Consider the following 15,416-nt stretch of genomic DNA (forward strand, 5'->3'; position numbering starts at 1 on the left):
ACGCAGGGCGTATTGTGCACCCGGCATCTTGTGCATCCGCTGAACATAAGGTGCATGTTGACCTTAGGTAGACTGCCCGTTGTGCGTTGTGTCATCACCCAAAATCCCATTGAGCTTTCGGCGCGGCGGCTGGTAGACAGCGCGGTGCACGCGGCGAATCTCAGAGTTCTTGTCGTGAGTGTTACCCTAAAGCAGCGGCATTTTATCAAGGGCTGATGGTTATATGCGCTTGACGCATATCGGTACGTTCCTGTAGCTGTCGCAGCTCGACTACGGAAGATGAGGATTCCTAGAGAATAACTGCTCTATTGACTCGGGACTATCCGACGGTTGGCCCCATGAAGCGTCACACGTGAGCTCTGACCGATAGCTCCCCTAGCGCCCTTCCGAGTTGCGTCCGTCTGAACGAGAGTTACGAATCTCTGGCGTCGACGATGCCCTTGGCGCCGTCGCTCTGGAAATTAAGCAGCGCTTCTCTCTTTGCGGCGGGCGAATCCGGTTGTCGTTCGTCAGCCTGCATTGGAGTCACATGGGCCGACTTTTTATTTCACGATTACTCCAGCACCGAAATTCGCTGGACTAATCCAAGGTGCCAAGTCGATCGTGGTCAATGCGTGGAACCATTTGCGTGGACAGACGCAAGAGCGGGCTGACGGATGGTCGATTTGCCAATTTGTTTGGGCCTTATAGGTCCCTTCTTGTGTGGGGCACCTGACCAGCGGTTAACACGGCGACGCAGCGATCGGCAAAGGCGACTGGCACCGCAATCGCAGCCAGATGCCGAGCGCGCGTCAAGCCTACGTAGAGCACGCGCTTGGCCTCAGCATCGGTGCGGGCTTCCCAGGATACAAACAAGGCCTCCCCCCTGTTTTCAGGGGCGCGATTGGGTGGAATCACGACGCAAACGGCGCCGTACTCACGGCCTTTCACCTCGTGGATCTTCGCGCATTTCAGGCCGAGATCGACCGGCGTTTGAAGATGGGTCGACCATTGCGCATTGGTTGGCCGCCGAAAGAAACTACGCACGGTCACGCCGGCCGGCAGCGGCAGGTTCAGCCGTTCTGTCTCCGCGTGTACGCGGGCTATCCAGGCGAGCCGGTCAGCATCGGCGTTCCCGCAGGCAATAGGAAGACTCATGAGGAAACTCAGCACACGTCTTCGATGGGCTCGCCGATCTATGCCGGCGCGCTCGACGGTGCGCAATAAATGTTCGTTCGGCTGGCGTAGCCCCATGAGGTCCAGCAGTAACGTCTCCACCGCCAAAACTACAGCTTCCCTCGATCGCACCGTTGCGGCGGGCGACCAAAATTCCGCCAATCTTCGAGCCAGCGACTCGATCCGCGAACTTCCGTTCGAATCGCTTGGAACTACGCCGGCGGTACGTGGCGTGACCTCGCCACAATGCGCCAGAAGAGTCGCATCACTCGAATCTAAATTAAGCTCAGCAATCCGATCCAAGAAGGCTCGCCCGATTGTCGCACTGGGCGCTCGGCCTCGATATGTCAGAAGTAGAACCGGATGCACAACATTCGCGGTGTCGCCGACAGACTGATCCGCCTGGCCAGCGCTTCTAAGTGTGGCGGCCAACCGACAGATCACAGGACTGCTACGAAAATTGCCCGTTAGTCCTCGATGTGATTCAACAGGATACGTCTCCTTGAATTCCTGAACTCCGGCAGGATTGCCGTTGCGGAACTCGTAGATGGCCTGGTCTGGGTCACACACGAAGGTAGACATGCACGCCGTACTCCCTGAGCCATGAGAGGATTTGCAGATCAAGCGGATCGCAATCCTGGCCTTCGTCCACCATGACTTCGTGGAAACGTGCTGCCAGCGCGCGGCCGAGTGCCCCGCCATTTAAAGGATCACGAATCAGTCGCAACGTCTGAGCGCGGGCATCACCGGCGCTCAGTTAGCCGGCCTGCAGCAAGCCTCGTCGCCGGTGCGCCGCGGCTTGCTGATATCGGGCTTGATGCTGGCGAACATGGTTCCGCAATCCGGCGTGCCCGATCCTCCCTGGATCAATGACATTGGTTTCCGGATCGAATAGATCCAGGCTCACTGGGTCACCTCGGAAGGCGAATTGTCCCGACAATCGAATCTCTATGCCGAGCGTGTCCCAGCTATCGAGGATGATCGGCCGTGTCGTGCTCGTCGCCGCGCAGGCGGGTAGCACCACGAAATGCCGTACGAAAGCATCGAGCGTTCCCATGAAACTGGGATACTTCAAGAGCGGGGCTAGCCCTGCGGCCTGACAACGCTCCCGAAACTCATCGACGGCAGAGTTCGTGAACGAGAGTATCGCCACGCCGCGACGCGGTGGCAACGTGGCTGTGATCTTGGTTAAGCGAGCAATGATCGTGCGGGTCTTTCCGGCGCCGGGGCAAGCATGCACGAAAGCGCCGCCGACATGCGTGGCGAATGCTTCCTGCTCTTCCGTCAGATATTGAATGCCGATCATGCTTGCGCAGCGCCACGAATCGCGTCGGCAAGATAGGTTGGTACGACAAACGGTTCGTCCCCGGCAATACGTGAAGCGATGGCCTGGGCCAAGTCGCCCTTGCGGGTCTTCTTCGCCTCAATCAGCCGGAGGAATGCAGCGGGACGATCCTGCACTGCGACGCCCTCGATCCGGTCCGTCCAATCGCGACGCGAGTTGCGATGTAGACGAAGAAAAACGCTCTTTAGAAAGATCTCGTTGCCAGCGTCAAAAATCTCGTGTTCCAGCGTGTGCTGATTCGTCAATACCGTCAAAGCCTGCGGCGCACCATGCGTCGCAACGAGGTTTTCCAGGTCGATCTTCCGATTCCCCAGCACCGTTGGGTCCGCGTCGGTGATCACGATCAGTCGATCGGCGATGCGCGCGTCACCGTGCGGACGCAACAGCACCTCGACGTAGGGACGGAAATCCACGCCCTCGATCGGCACGATGACCGTTCCCTTGAACCGGAGCCACCCATCTGCATCGCCGGCGAGAACAAGCTTTTGTGCCAACACGGGCAATAGCAGCGCCTCAGCGATTCCCTCCACCAGGATGGCCCTGTTGCCGAACAACAGCGCGGAGCGAGTCACATCCAGATAGCGGCTGATCTTATCCAGCATTTTCGGCTTGAGCCCAAGTTCGGCGATTGGCACGCTGACTGATTCCGAGACCGCCACCCCATTCTGGTCGCGATGACGCGAACGCATGACCACCAGATGCATCGGAGAGACCCATGGAAGTCAGGTGAAACAATCCTCTACGCGACTTTACGTCGCACTGACGCAATAAGATTAGGCGATTTAGCCGCGATGGGGCTCGTCTGAAGACCGGTCAGGTCGCAGATCAATGGGAATCGGGTCGCTTGCGGGAAAGGTTTCCTCGAGTGCTTCGTCGAGCTTGTCATCGTCCTGACGATCGGGACGGTCAACCTGGTCAACTCTCTTTTTCATGGTCTGTCCGCAGTCTTCAATAGCGATAGAAGATTGATGGCACGGGGTTGCCGAAACCCATTGAGCTGGATCGTGGATGTGATCCGCCGCGACTCCACATCCTGAACAGTCAGACTACCGCGTAGATTCCGTCCGCCATTGGCGCCAGACTGCCCGGCTATTTCAGGTGTGTTCATCATCAGTTTAAGGTGATCCTGGATTAACGCGCTTGCGATGTAAATGAATAAAGTGCCGATATTATGTATCGGGAAAAATTCCGTCTTTGAGGCGCGCTGACGTGGAGGATCCGGTGCCCATGACCGCATTTATTGGGTAGACTCGATGCGGCAGTAGGGTGCCATTCCCGGTTACATCGTTTTGGCAAATTCAGAAATTTCTGTACTGGTGATCGTTCAATGCACCAGGCTGGAAACCGTCTTGTCAAGACCTGTGGTCGAGCATCTGCATCGGGAGGAAGCAATGGGGTACACCGTCGACTGCTTCGCGGAGTTCGACATTTGCGTCGGAGCCAAACTTAACGAATGTGGAGCGTGGATTGCGGACGTGAAGATCAGCGGCACCGGTCAACCCGCGATCAATGAATGGCTACAGACTGTACAACCAGAATGGAGGACTGCAGACGAAGCCATTCGGGATGAAATCGAGTGGGCGCGTAGAAGCATCGGGCAACGTTTTAAGAAAACTGAACCCCATTCGTGGGTCGCGGCACGCGAACGAGACACGGTCTGGTTCACGGACACCGTGGAACACCAGCGGCGTTCGGTCATCGGACGGGACGGATGAAGGCTGGCAGTCTAGTCCTCACTGGCAGTGCCTGGAGGGATGCTGTCATCCGTCCGTGTAACGTCGTTCAAAAGCGGCAGGAAAGTCGACGCTACACCCGGTTTGCCTTTGGCCTTGATCAGCTGCTTCCTGCCTGGATGCCCAGTTCCGGAACCGCATCAGGTTGTCGATGCAACATTCGCTATCGTTATCGAGATGCCCAACAATACGCCAGAACCTCAAGCCGTATGCAGTTCCATTTCGCGAAGCGCAATTTTTATCGTCGCGACAGTCTCGCGCGGTAATGAGAGCGCCGATGCCGTGCGGTCGTGGTGCGCAGACGTTGCCGCTTTCGTTCGGGCAGTCGGAACGCGCGCCCCCAGCGCGAACCTTTCATGCGTATGCGGATTCGGTTCGGCAGCATGGGACCGGTTATTTGGAGCGCCGCGTCCTGCCGTGCTTCAACCGTTCCGGGAGTTCGGCCCGGCTGCACGACGAGCCATTGCCACCCCGGGCGACATATTGCTGCACATCCGGGCCGACCATATGGATCTCTGCTTCGAGCTCGCGTCGCAGCTCCTCGAGCGCCTCGGCGACGCGGTATCGGTTGTGGATGAGGTCCAAGGGTTCCGCTATTTCGATCTGCGTGACATGGTGGGCTTCGTTGACGGCACTGAAAATCCCTCCGGCCAGTCGGCGCGCGAATACACGATCGTCGGCGATGAAGATATGGAGTTCGCTGGTGGGAGCTATGTGATTGTTCAGAAATATCTCCACAATCTGTCCGGCTGGAACGCGTTGAGTGTCGAACAGCAGGAGAACATCATTGGCCGCAAGAAGCTGTCGGACATTGAACTCGACGCAGCGGTGAAACCGTCGTGCTCCCACAGTTCTCTGACGACGATCGACGAGAATGGCGAGGAGGTGAAGATACTGCGGCACAACATGGCTTTTGGACGCCCGGGCGCCGGGGAGTTTGGCACCTATTTCATCGGCTATGCCCGCTCCCCCAAACCGATCGAACAAATGATGGAGAACATGTTTGTGGGCAGGCCGCAGGGCAACTATGACCGCCTGCTCGACTACAGCCGCGCTGTAACCGGTGGCCTGTTCTTTGTGCCGTCGGCAACGCTGCTCGAAGCGCTGGCCGACCGGAGCCCGGAGGGGACGGCTCCGGCAGCTTCTGATTCTTCGCAACCCGCCAGTCCGGCTCTGGATGACAGGAAACAGGACGGGGCACTGGATATCGGCTCACTCAAAGGAAGGCCGCAATATGAATAATCTGCATCGGGAACTTGCACCCATTTCAAGCCAGGCGTGGGCACAGATCGAGGCGGAAGTGGCCCGAACATTCAGGCGCTCAGTGGCCGGCCGGCGCGTGGTCGACGTTAAGGGGCCTCGTGGAACTGACTTCGCCGGTGTCGGCACCGGCCACCAGACTGCCATCGACTCTGCGAAGAACGGCGTTGCCGCGAAGCTGCACGACGTAAAATCACTGGTCCAGCTGACAGTCCCATTCACGCTGCAGCGTAAGTCCATCGACAGCGTCGAACGGGGTTCGAACGATGGGGACTGGCAGCCCGCGAAGATTGCCGCGAGCGATTTGGCTTTCGCCGAGGACAGCGCGATCTTTGATGGCTATGAAGCCGCGGGAATTGTGGGTATTCGCGAAGGCTGCTCGAACGAGCCGACGAATCTGCCGGCAGACGTCAGCGATTACCCCGCTGCCATCAGCCAGGCACTCGAAAAACTCAGACTCGCCGGCGTGGACGGCCCGTATTCCGTGCTGCTGGGTGCCGACGCCTACACAGCCCTGTCAGAAGCGAGCGATCAGGGATACCCGGTCATCCAGCATATCAAGCGGATCGTGAACGGCGATCTGGTGTGGGCACCCGCAATAAAGGGCGGTAGCGTGGTGTCCACGCGTGGTGGCGATTACGAACTCCATTTCGGCCAGGATCTCTCCATCGGCTATACAGGCCATTCGGATACGGCCGTTCAGCTCTATCTCAGGGAGACGCTGACATTCCTGATGCTCGCCAGCGAGGCTTCGGTATCCGTCTATCCGACGGCCTGACGCCCTCCGGGGATCGGATGCGGCCGCGTGTGCCCGATTCGCACTCTTTGATAAGAAGATGATGGGGTGCGTGTTCAGGCGGGCTGGTATGCGCCAGTTCGCGCTGTGGGTGCCATTTCCAGGCACTGCCCAAAGCTAAGGAATGTGAAGGTTAGAGTTGACGGGATGAGACTCGATGCCGGACACGGGCTTGACGTGCTCGCGGACACGGATGTGACCTGGGTGCCTTTCAGGGGCTGACGTTATGGCCACACAAAACAAGGCTTACAACGGTGAGCATGCGAAGAAGTGCAGCGCGCATCGAGTACCTGCGTTGGCAAAAAGGCGATCATCAAATGTCTCGCGCAACTCGTCGACCACGACGGTGTTCGGAAAACCAACCGCAGTACTAATCTTCCAGTGGGAACCCATGATGAAAGCCGAACATACTCCCAATCAGCGAATCAAGGAGCGCGAACGTGCTGGGCCACACCTTACCGCGCATGAGCACATGGGGCTGAACGGAAGAATTGCCGTCGCCATCACCAACGCTGTCGGGACGATGTGGTGCGCCTATGTATTTGCGGCGATCGCGCTTGTCAGCTTGCCGTCGGCTATCCAGGGCGGTGTGTCGACCCTGATCTCGTGGATTGCGCAAACCTTTCTGCAACTTGTGTTGCTGTCGGTCATTATGGTGGGCCAGAGGGTTTCAGCGGCAGCCTCAGACAAGCAGGCGTTACAGACCTACAAGGACGCAGAGGCGCTACTGAAGATTCAGGATGAGGTACGCCGGCTCATCGAGATCAATAATGAGCTTACCGATGCAATTCATGGCGCCGTCATAGGCAAGGGCCCGTCGCCAGCCGACCCGTTGCGGGTTTCCAGCAACTCGAGCCCGTCGGCTTGATCCCAGTGTAACGTGCCAGAAGGCTTATGGCATACGCAAAGGTCGGTTTTGCACCCGTGACGGATATCGGACGGCTGACCCGGGCGCTGTTGACGGAAAGCTTCACTCCCGCTGGGGAATGCGTGTCTGGACCTGCTGAGTCATATTGTCCCTCGCGAACAGGGCATCAGCCAGGCTGTCGAGGGCGCCGAAGAGTTAGCGAGCAAGTCGGGTGCAATCGGATTCTCCGGTTTGCCAAAGCGCCTCGTCCTGGGCGTCGAGTCACCTGTGTCCTGGCCGATATTGTGAATCGGCTGACGGACCGTGGCGTATATGCCCGGAAATGCTATCTTTGAACGTCACCCGGTCGAGGTAGATGACTTTGTCGTTGAGCCCCAGCTGCTGCGTCGTTTCGGACGCCGCCTGTCTGGCGGGAAGTGTGGACCGTCTAGCGAGCGCGGCATGATCCATGAGCATATTCGGAGAAGCGATGTCGATCAACAACCAGACTTACCGAAGATTTGAGATTTCTGCCATGCTCTCGCCCATATCGCGTAAACGGGCAATGGCCATCGTCCATGTAACGACGACCGATCCGGGCCGTATCGCCGATCTCGGCACTGAATGCTTCCTGCGCATCGAAAAGTGGCTGCAGGTTAGCGATCCCGCCATGCTCCAGTTATTGGTTGATGAAGCCAGGGTCGCCATCGATCACTATGCGGACAACGTGGACGATAGCTGACTGTGCCCTTTTCCTGAAGAGGGAAGACAGCAAGTGGGGCGACTGCCGTACATGCCGGAAAACCCCTGCCTGAAAATACATCATGAACGAAGTGACCTGACCTGTCTTCCAATGTTGCGCGAATAGACTGTATTGTTCCTGGGGCGGGTGGCGCCGTTGCGTGGTATCGGGACCTTGCGAACAGCCCAAAAGGTTGAGCCGATGCGTTCCCGATGGTTGGCTCACAATACAATTCGTTGAAAGCGTACCTCGCTTGAGGTGTCAAACGATGCAGCAATTCGATTTCTACATCAACCTGAAGAAGCCGACGCTTGGGCTCTATGTGCGTACGAAAGCGGGGCTCCCCGACCTCGCTGACCAGAGTGATTGGCAATTCGAGGGCCATGTATGGCAGAGCGAATTGTCTCCTGACATCCTGAAAGGACTCGAGGCCAATGGCCATGCATTTCAGGAGTTGGGCGCGTGACTCGTGATGGTGGGGCGCTTTGAGTGAAGCGCTACCAGCACATTGTTCGTTGCCGCCTGGTCCTTTGTACCAGTCGAGACAGCATTTTGACTTCTAACAGACAGTCCGCGAGCCTGGGCCATGCATGCGGCGTTTCGCTGATTCGTCGGATCACGCGTCAACAGTGGCGCAGGAGAGAGTAATGTCAGGGCAAGAGGCCAAATTGGGTGATGAGTTCATCGCGCAGCAGCGCAAGCGCCTTGAGGCGCTGCGCCAGCAATTGCTGGGCGGAGAGGAAAATACGGTCGCCAATGAGCGCACGAATGAGAAGCAGCACGGCGAGGAGGCCGGGGAGTTGGAGGATTATGCACAGTCAATGGAGCAGCAGGAGGTCAACCAGTCGCTACGTAATGTGAACGACCAGCGCATCAGCGATATCGAGCGGGCTCTGCAGAAGATCGCGGACGGTACTTAGGGCCTGTCCGATGATAGTGAAGAGCCAATACCGAAAGCCCGCCTCGACGTCATGCCTGAGGCTATCCTGACCGTTGCCGAGCAGGAGAAGCGGGAAGCCGGCAAGTAACTGCTTCTCACTGCCGATGGTGCGGGACGTTCGCGGAATACGCCTGGAATTTATGACCGCACGGCAACCTCGTCCAGGTGATCCAGCAGATTGGCGGGATCGTCATAGAGTCGTAGGACGGCTGCGCGCTCCAGTTCTTCGGTGCCGTATCCGCCCGATAGAATAATCCCACGCCCAGCGCGCGACATCGCCGGCGGTGAGCATGTCCCAGATGGCGTCGCCCACTACGATTGCCTGCTCGATCGGTACGTTCAGGCGCTCCGCGGCAGCCATGAACAGGTCCGGTCCGGCTGCACGTATTTGACGTCGTAACGCGTAACGACAACAGCACTTGCGGGATTGACACCTGGCGCCTTCAGGTTGATCGCCGCGGTTTCTACGGCAGTGGGCACACCTGGATGCGCAATCGCTGGCAGGCGGTAGCGTGAGGGCGGCGAAACCGCTCGCTCAGCCTGGATAACCGGTTGCGCCAATAAATAGTGCAGCGTTTCTGCCGCTGCATATGTACAAGATGGTGGTGCACTACCAATTCATAGCATCGGAAAAACCGATATTCACTTCCTCACGATCCATCCATAGAATTCAGGGGCGTGTTACGGCTTTGCTCTAATCATCACGCTCAGGTTCTGTTTGCGGGTTCGCTGGACACGTGCTTCGCTGGCTGAAAACGCGCTGCGGCGACTCGCTGAATATCGGCTCCCGTTAAAGGAGCCTTTGAACGTGAAAAACCTGCATTGCCGGCTCGCCGCCATTCCCGATCCGGTGCTGCCCGGCTTCGGCACGCACGTCGTGTCCGCAGGTAGCGTGCCGTCCACCTGACCCATCCCACCAGGATCCGTGCGTCTCATCTGCGCCAAACGGGACGCTTGCAATGCTGACGGGTGACTAAGATCCGAAGTAGCCGCAAAAACAGAAGAACGCGCCGTGCAACGTTCGACAAGACGAGTGCTTCAACTGATAAAAGGTGAAAATTTACGATGGCAGCCCTTTGCGAAATCTGTAATGCCCGTCCCGCTGTCGCTCGTGTGACCGTCGTCCAGAACGGCCAGCGGAAGTCCATGTCGATCTGCGACTACGACTATCGTCAGTTGATGCGGCATCAAAGCATGCTCAACCCGTTCGATTCCCTGCTAGGAGGAGGCGGCCTGTCGCGCTTCTTCGGCGGCATCGGTCAGGAGGCCGGGCACGACGACGAAGAGCTTGCCGCGGAGGTGCCGCGCGAATCGGTCGACGCAACCGACGCGTTCAGTGAGCAGACACTCGAATTGTTGCAGCACGCCGCGGAGAGGGCGCACGAGCACCGCCGCAATGAGCTCGATACTCAGGACTTGCTATACGTGCTCGCGGACAGCGACGTGTGCGCGGCGCTGCTGAAGGAACTCAAGCTCTCGCCGGAGGACATCAAGGGATACATCGATCAGCATGCGCAAAAGGGAACCGGCGATCCTGACTCGGCGATCGAGAAGATGACTGTCTCGCCTCGTTTGAAAAAGGCGTTCCAATATGCGTTCCAGGCGTCGCGCGATCTGGGGCATTCCTATGTCGGCCCGGAGCATCTGCTCATCGGACTTGCAGCCGTGCCGGACAGCATCGCGGGTACGCTCCTGAAGAAATATGGAGTGACACCGGAAGCGTTGCGGCAGAAGGTCGTCAAAATTGTGGGTAAAGGCGCGGAGGACGGCCGCGTGGACACGCCAACCGGCACGCCCACGCTCGATAAATTCGGACGCGACCTCACGTCGCTGGCGCGTCAGGGCAAGCTCGATCCAGTGCTCGGCCGCGCGCAGGAAATTGAAAGTACGATCGAGGTGCTCGCGCGGCGCAGGAAGAACAACCCTGTGTTGATCGGCGAGCCGGGTGTCGGAAAGACAGCGATCGTCGAGGGACTTGCCCAGCGCATCATCAACGGTGACGTGCCCGAAGTTCTACGCGGCAAGCGGCTCATCGAAGTCAACATCAACTCGATGGTGGCAGGCGCGAAGTATCGTGGTGAGTTCGAAGAGCGCGCCAAGCAACTGATCGATGAAGTCGCGGCGAAACAGGACGAACTGATTCTGTTCATCGACGAACTGCACACGATTGTGGGCGCGGGACAGGGCGGGGGCGAAGGCGGCCTCGACATCGCCAACGTACTCAAGCCGGCGCTGGCGCGCGGCGAACTCAGTCTGATTGGCGCTACGACGCTCAACGAATATCAGAAGTACATCGAAAAAGATGCGGCGCTCGAGCGGCGCTTTCAGCCGGTGTTGGTGCCGGAACCGACGGTCGAGCAGACCATCGTCATTCTGCGAGGCCTTCGCGACAAGCTCGAGGCGCATCACCAGGTGACCTTTGCCGACGATGCGTTCGTTGCTGCCGCCGAGTTGTCGGATCGCTACATTACGTCGCGCTTCTTGCCTGACAAGGCCATCGATCTGATCGACCAGGCAGCGGCACGCGTGCGCATCGGCGCGACCTCGCGTCCGGCAGCGATTCAGGAGCTTGAGGCCGAAATCGCCCAACTCAAACGCGAGCAGGATTACGCATCCTCGCGCAAGCGCTTCGACGAAGCGAAAAATTTCGAAGCGCGGATCGGCGAAAAGCAGGCGAGCCTCGACGAGAAGATGGAGGCATGGCAGCGTAAAACGGGCTCGGAAACGCTCGAAGTGACCGTGCAGTCGATCGCCGAAGTCGTGTCGCGCCTCACCGGAATTCCGGTCACGGAACTCACGCAGGAAGAGCGCCAGAAGCTGCTGGATATGGAGAGGAAACTGCGCGAGCGTGTGGTCGGGCAGGACGACGCGGTGATTGCCGTGAGCGACGCCGTGCGCCTCTCCCGTGCGGGGCTCGGCCAGGCGAACCGGCCTATCGCGACGTTCCTGTTCCTCGGCCCCACCGGTGTGGGCAAGACCGAGCTCGCGAAAGCGCTAGCGGAAACGGTATTCGGCGACGAGCAGGCGGTCATTCGCATCGACATGTCCGAATACATGGAGCGTCATGCGGTCGCGCGGCTGATCGGCGCGCCTCCGGGCTATGTCGGGTATGACGAGGGCGGCCAGCTGACCGAGCGTGTCCGGCGCCGTCCGTATAGCGTGATCCTTCTGGACGAGATCGAGAAGGCCCATCCCGATGTGAATAACGTGCTGCTGCAGGTATTCGACGACGGGCGGCTCACCGACGGCAAGGGCCGCGTGGTCGACTTCAGCAACACGATCATCATTGCGACCAGCAATCTCGGCGCCTCGATCATCATGGACAACCTCGAAAAACCCGAGGCCGATCAGCAGAGCGAGAAAGCGATCCGCGAGGATTTGATGGGCGTGCTCAAGGGACACTTCCGTCCCGAGTTCCTCAATCGGATCGACGAGATCATCGTTTTCCACGGGCTCTCGCGCGAGACCATCCGCTCGATCGTGCAGATCCAGCTCGAACGGGTGGAACGCACCACCGCGGCGCAGGACATTACCCTCAAGATCGACGAGTCCGTGATCGATCATCTCGCCGAGGCCGGTTATCGGCCGGAGTTCGGGGCCCGCGAGTTGAAGCGCCAGATTCGCCAGGAGCTGGAAACACGGCTCGCGAAGGAGATTCTCGGCGACCGTCTGAAATCGGGAGACACCGTTGATGTCAGCTATGACGAGGACAGTGGCGAAGTGAGGTTCCGCAAGAGCGAGGCACTCCCCGAGGCGGTTCCCAAAGTGAAGAGCGCTAAAGGTGCTCACGGACGTGCGAAAAGAAAATCGTCCAAGGCTGCAAGCAGCGCTGAACAAGCTGGAAGTGCCGACTCGAAGGAGTGATCTGTCCAACAGGCCGGGAGCGACCGTTGCCGCATTGCCGGCGGCGTACGGACTCCCAGAATGGTTGATGTGGCAGCGGTATCGCAGCACTGTGCTGTTCGGCCGCTGTCCGATCTGTGCGTACCGCGGTATTGCGACCTAAGTAGACTCAAAAGGTATGTGACCCTTGCGCCGCGATGCGGCGTAACCCGAGCAAGACAGTCTCCAGATCCCCTGGGGCAGTTCATGGAGCCCACAATATGACTAGCCGACGCGAAGTACCCGGTATCCGGGAGTATGACCACCCAGCTGGTGGTTGGGGGGCGCTCAAAGCGACATCACAGGCCATCCGGCTGCAAATGGAGAGCATCAAGGCTCCGCTCACGTTACTTCGGACCAATCAGCCTGATGGCTTCGACTGCCCCGGGTGCGCATGGCCCGACAAGGAGCACAAGTCTACGTTCCAGTTCTGCGAAAACGGTGCCAAGGCGGTCACCTGGGAAGCAACGACCAAGCGGGTGCGCCCGGAGTTCTTCGCGGCGAACACGGTGTCGTCGCTGCTGGAGCGATCGGATTTTGAACTGGAGGATATGGGCCGGCTCACACATCCGCTCGTCTACGACCGTGCCACGGACACATTCCGGGCCGTCGAATGGGAGGCAGCGTTCGGCCGGATCGGTGAAATCCTGCGTGGGTTGTCACCCGACGAGGTTGAGTTCTATACGTCTGGCCGGGCCTCGAATGAGGCCGCATACCTCTTTCAGCTGTTCGCACGGGAATTTGGCTCAAACAATTTTCCGGATTGCTCGAACATGTGCCACGAACCGACCAGTGTCGGCTTGCCGCAATCGATCGGCATCGGCAAGGGCACCGTGTCACTAGACGACTTCGAGAAGACCGACCTGATCATCTCGATGGGCCACAATCCGGGCACCAACCATCCGCGGATGATGGGTACGCTGTGGGAAGCTTCGCGTCGCGGTGTCCCGATCATCGTGTTCAATCCGCTTCGCGAGCGCGCGCTGGAACGCTTCCAGGATCCGCAGGCCATGCTGCAGATGGCGACGTTCGGCTCAACCCGAATCGCGTCGACCTATCTGCAGGTGAAAGCTGGCGGCGACGCGGCCGCGCTCAAGGGTGTGATCAAGGCGGTACTCGCGCTCGACACGGAGCGCGGCGACGTACTCGACCGCGAGTTCATCGACACGTACACGGAAGGCTTTGACGCGCTCGTCGCGGATATCGAGGCCACTTCCTGGCAAGACATCGAAGCGGAAAGCGGCCTGACCCGAGAGGAGCTCGCGGACGTCGCCGACGCGTACGCGAAAGCGAAGTCGACGATCATCACTTACGGAATGGGGATCACGCAGCACAACACGGGCACCGCGAACGTGCGCCTGATCTGCGACCTGCTGCTCATGCGCGGCAACATGGGCCGCGAAGGCGGCGGTATCTGCCCGCTACGCGGCCACTCGAACGTGCAAGGCAACCGCACGGTCGGCATCACCGAGAAACCGTCGGCGCAATTCCTCGCGAAGATCGAGGAGGTCTTCGGCTTCAAGCCACCCGCGGGACATGGACACGACGCAGTCGCGGCCATGCAGGCGATGATTGCGGGCAAGTCGAAGGCGCTGTTGTGCCTCGGGGGCAACTTCGCGGTCGCGCTGCCCGATTCGGACCAGTGCTTTCCGGCGATGAAAGCGCTCGATCTGAGTGTGCATCTCGGTACCAAGCTCAACCGCTCGCACCTGCTGGTCGCGAAGGAAACGTACATCCTGCCGGTGATCGGCCGCACCGAACTCGACGTGCAGAACGGCATGGGCCAGTCGATCACCGTCGAGGATTCGATGTCGATGGTCCATGCGTCGGCCGGCAAGCTCACGCCCGCGTCCGAATTCCTGCGCTCGGAGCCCGCCATTGTGGCGGGCATCGCCCGAGCGACGCTCCCGGACAGCAAGGTTAACTGGATGGAGCTGATCGCCGATTACGACAAGATTCGCGACCTGATCGAAAAGACGATCCCGGGTTTCGAAGACTACAACACACGCATCCGCGTGCCGGGCGGCTTTCGCATGCCGCTGCCGCCGACCGAGCGCGTTTTCCCGACGCCGACCGGCAAGGCGATGTTCTCGGTGTATCACGGCGTGACGGAAGACGCACAGGTGGAAGGCGACGATGTACTGCGCCTTGTGACGCTGCGCAGCCACGATCAGTACAACACCACCATCTATGCGCTGGACGACCGTTACCGGGGCGTGTTCGGCCGACGTGACGTGCTGTTCATGAACGAGGACGATCTCGCCGAACGTGGACTCGAACACGGCGATCTGGTCGACATCGAGACGGCCGTAGCGGGCAGGCAGCTCCGTTTGGAGAAGATTACCGCGATTGCCTACGATATCGCGCCAGGTTCGGTGGGCGCCTATTACCCGGAAGCAAATGTGCTGGTACCGCTCGACTACATTGACAAGGAAAGCGGCACACCGTCCTACAAGTCAGCGCCAGTTCGCGTGGTCCGCTCGGTGGTAGTTTGATTTTGACAGGGAGCGCCAGTCTGTCGGCTGGGTGCGTGCGTCCAGCCGACGGATCCACAGGAGGTCGAGCACGAACGCTGTCTTTGGACGGCACTAGCCAGCGGCGATCTCACGCACGCGTTGCCGCACTGGTACCTTCTTCGGTCGACCCATTTGCCAGAAAACCTTGTTTATCGCGCTCAATGAGTCGCGTAGCCGTCCCGTCGCCGCATGACGTCCCT

The 15,416-nt window shown here is 59.2% G+C and carries 15 protein-coding genes and 1 pseudogene; 10 read left to right on the forward strand and 6 right to left on the reverse strand.

The window, feature by feature from the left end:
* Positions 1-684 precede the first annotated feature (684 nt).
* From ACSQ36_RS07180 to ACSQ36_RS07200, 5 genes are all read right to left on the reverse strand, one after another.
* A complete protein-coding gene (locus tag ACSQ36_RS07180; protein WP_436181362.1) occupies positions 685-1,737 on the reverse strand; it encodes a hypothetical protein in 1,053 nt (350 codons plus the stop codon).
* Positions 1,718-1,882, reverse strand: a complete 165-nt coding sequence (locus ACSQ36_RS07185) for a hypothetical protein (RefSeq protein ID WP_436181363.1) — start codon at positions 1,880-1,882, stop codon at positions 1,718-1,720. Before ACSQ36_RS07185 ends, ACSQ36_RS07180 begins: the two co-directional genes overlap by 20 nt.
* Positions 1,883-1,912: 30 nt before the next feature.
* Positions 1,913-2,461 carry a UvrD-helicase domain-containing protein gene (locus tag ACSQ36_RS07190; RefSeq protein ID WP_436181364.1) on the reverse strand — a complete coding sequence of 183 codons (549 nt, stop codon included), beginning with the start codon at positions 2,459-2,461 and terminating at the stop codon, positions 1,913-1,915.
* Positions 2,458-3,135 (reverse strand): TOPRIM nucleotidyl transferase/hydrolase domain-containing protein, encoded by a 678-nt coding sequence (locus tag ACSQ36_RS07195; protein ID WP_436181365.1) that lies wholly within the window; start codon positions 3,133-3,135, stop codon positions 2,458-2,460. The genes ACSQ36_RS07190 and ACSQ36_RS07195 overlap by 4 nt, the downstream gene beginning before the upstream one ends.
* Before the next feature lie 147 nt (positions 3,136-3,282).
* Positions 3,283-3,432 carry a hypothetical protein gene (locus tag ACSQ36_RS07200; RefSeq protein ID WP_436181366.1) on the reverse strand — a complete coding sequence of 50 codons (150 nt, stop codon included), beginning with the start codon at positions 3,430-3,432 and terminating at the stop codon, positions 3,283-3,285.
* 357 nt (positions 3,433-3,789) lie between these two features.
* On the opposite strand from ACSQ36_RS07200, the gene ACSQ36_RS07205 reads away from it, so the two are divergent.
* From ACSQ36_RS07205 to ACSQ36_RS07240, 8 genes are all read left to right on the forward strand, one after another.
* On the forward strand, positions 3,790-4,215 hold the full coding sequence (locus ACSQ36_RS07205) for a DUF6566 family protein (protein WP_436181367.1): 426 nt from the start codon (positions 3,790-3,792) through the stop codon (positions 4,213-4,215).
* Between the two features lie 195 nt (positions 4,216-4,410).
* Complete coding sequence (locus ACSQ36_RS07210) at positions 4,411-5,475, forward strand: Dyp-type peroxidase (protein ID WP_436183113.1); 1,065 nt, start codon at positions 4,411-4,413, stop codon at positions 5,473-5,475.
* Positions 5,468-6,271 carry a family 1 encapsulin nanocompartment shell protein gene (locus tag ACSQ36_RS07215; protein ID WP_436181368.1) on the forward strand — a complete coding sequence of 268 codons (804 nt, stop codon included), beginning with the start codon at positions 5,468-5,470 and terminating at the stop codon, positions 6,269-6,271. The genes ACSQ36_RS07210 and ACSQ36_RS07215 overlap by 8 nt, the downstream gene beginning before the upstream one ends.
* 244 nt (positions 6,272-6,515) lie before the next feature.
* Complete coding sequence (locus ACSQ36_RS07220; protein WP_436181369.1) at positions 6,516-7,157, forward strand: hypothetical protein; 642 nt, start codon at positions 6,516-6,518, stop codon at positions 7,155-7,157.
* A 469-nt stretch (positions 7,158-7,626) separates the two neighbouring features.
* Positions 7,627-7,878 (forward strand): hypothetical protein, encoded by a 252-nt coding sequence (locus tag ACSQ36_RS07225; RefSeq protein WP_436181370.1) that lies wholly within the window; start codon positions 7,627-7,629, stop codon positions 7,876-7,878.
* A 268-nt stretch (positions 7,879-8,146) separates the two neighbouring features.
* Positions 8,147-8,344 carry a hypothetical protein gene (locus ACSQ36_RS07230; RefSeq protein WP_436181371.1) on the forward strand — a complete coding sequence of 66 codons (198 nt, stop codon included), beginning with the start codon at positions 8,147-8,149 and terminating at the stop codon, positions 8,342-8,344.
* A 181-nt stretch (positions 8,345-8,525) separates the two neighbouring features.
* Positions 8,526-8,798 (forward strand): TraR/DksA family transcriptional regulator, encoded by a 273-nt coding sequence (locus ACSQ36_RS07235; protein WP_436181372.1) that lies wholly within the window; start codon positions 8,526-8,528, stop codon positions 8,796-8,798.
* A gap of 3 nt (positions 8,799-8,801) precedes the next feature.
* Entirely contained in the window at positions 8,802-8,906 is a 105-nt protein-coding gene (locus ACSQ36_RS07240) for a TraR/DksA C4-type zinc finger protein (protein WP_436183114.1), read from the forward strand.
* 50 nt (positions 8,907-8,956) lie between these two features.
* Here ACSQ36_RS07240 and ACSQ36_RS07245 read toward each other — a convergent pair.
* Positions 8,957-9,351, reverse strand: a pseudogene (locus ACSQ36_RS07245) (HAD family hydrolase); the annotation flags it as partial.
* A 532-nt stretch (positions 9,352-9,883) separates the two neighbouring features.
* On the opposite strand from ACSQ36_RS07245, the gene ACSQ36_RS07250 reads away from it, so the two are divergent.
* Positions 9,884-12,682 (forward strand): AAA family ATPase, encoded by a 2,799-nt coding sequence (locus tag ACSQ36_RS07250; RefSeq protein WP_436181373.1) that lies wholly within the window; start codon positions 9,884-9,886, stop codon positions 12,680-12,682.
* Positions 12,683-12,921: 239 nt separating this feature from the next.
* Positions 12,922-15,195 carry an FdhF/YdeP family oxidoreductase gene (locus ACSQ36_RS07255; RefSeq protein WP_436181374.1) on the forward strand — a complete coding sequence of 758 codons (2,274 nt, stop codon included), beginning with the start codon at positions 12,922-12,924 and terminating at the stop codon, positions 15,193-15,195.
* Positions 15,196-15,416 lie beyond the last annotated feature (221 nt).

Source organism: Caballeronia sp. LjRoot34, from assembly GCF_964253815.1.
GTDB lineage: Bacteria > Pseudomonadota > Gammaproteobacteria > Burkholderiales > Burkholderiaceae > Caballeronia.